This is a genomic window from Bacillus sp. 22446 (assembly GCF_052044955.1).
Classification (GTDB): domain Bacteria; phylum Bacillota; class Bacilli; order Bacillales; family Bacillaceae; genus Bacillus; species Bacillus altitudinis.
The window spans coordinates 1-1,185 of record NZ_JBQEOD010000020.1 but is presented as its reverse complement, the minus strand read 5'-3'; the positions used below and the strand labels follow the sequence as shown (position 1 = coordinate 1,185).

The window sequence follows — 1,185 nt, the reverse complement described above, 5'->3', positions numbered from 1 at the left end:
CAGTAGCTCCAGTTGAACCTGTGCTACCAGTGACCCCAGTCGCTCCGGTTGAACCTGTAATTCCTGTAGCACCAGTCGGACCGGTTGCACCCGTGATACCAGTAGCACCAGTCGGACCGGTTGCACCTGTGATACCTGTAGCACCAGTAGGTCCGGTTGAACCTGTGATACCCGTGGCCCCAGTAGCCCCAGTTGCACCCGTGCTGCCAGTGGTCCCAGTAGGTCCGGTAGCACCTGTGATACCTGTAGCACCAGTAGGTCCGGTTGAACCTGTGATACCTGTAGCACCAGTAGGTCCGGTTGAACCTGTGATACCTGTAGCACCAGTCGGACCGGTTGCCCCAGTAATTCCTGTAGCACCAGTAGCTCCAGTTGAACCCGTGATACCAGTAGCACCAGTCGGACCGGTAGCACCTGTGATACCAGTAGCACCAGTCGGACCAGTTGGTCCAGTGCTGCCCGTCACACCAGTGGCCCCAGTAGGTCCGGTTGAACCTGTGATACCTGTAGTACCAGTAGGTCCGGTTGAACCTGTGATTCCAGTGGCACCAGTAGCTCCAGTTGAACCCGTGATACCAGTAGCACCAGTCGGACCGGTTGAACCTGTGATGCCAGTGGCCCCAGTAGGTCCGGTTGAACCTGTAATTCCTGTAGCACCAGTAGATCCAGTTGCACCTGTGATACCCGTGGCACCAGTTTCTCCAGTTGCACCTGTGATTCCCGTAGCTCCAGTCGGACCGGTTGGTCCAGTGCTGCCCGTGGCACCAGTAGGTCCGGTTGAACCTGTGATACCAGTGGCCCCAGTAGCTCCAGTTGCACCCGTGCTGCCCGTGGCCCCAGTAGATCCAGTAGCACCCGTGATACCCGTGGCACCAGTAGGTCCGGTTGAACCTGTGATACCCGTGGCCCCAGTAGCTCCAGTTGCACCCGTGCTGCCCGTGGCCCCAGTCGGACCAGTTGGTCCAGTGCTGCCCGTGGCCCCAGTAGGTCCGGTTGAACCTGTGATACCAGTGGCCCCAGTCGGACCGGTAGCACCTGTGATACCTGTAGCACCAGTCGGACCGGTTGAACCTGTAATTCCTGTAGCACCAGTAGATCCAGTAGCACCCGTGATACCAGTAGCACCAGTAGGTCCGGTTGAACCTGTGATACCCGTGGCACCAGTAGATCCAGTTGCACCCGTGC

Annotated in this window: 1 protein-coding gene; it reads right to left on the bottom strand. The window is 58.5% G+C overall.

Features of this window, described 5'->3' with window-relative positions; all coding sequences use genetic code 11:
- A partial coding sequence (locus ACTJJD_RS19295; protein WP_440608754.1) for a hypothetical protein occupies positions 1 to 1,185 on the bottom strand: 1,185 nt, incomplete at both ends.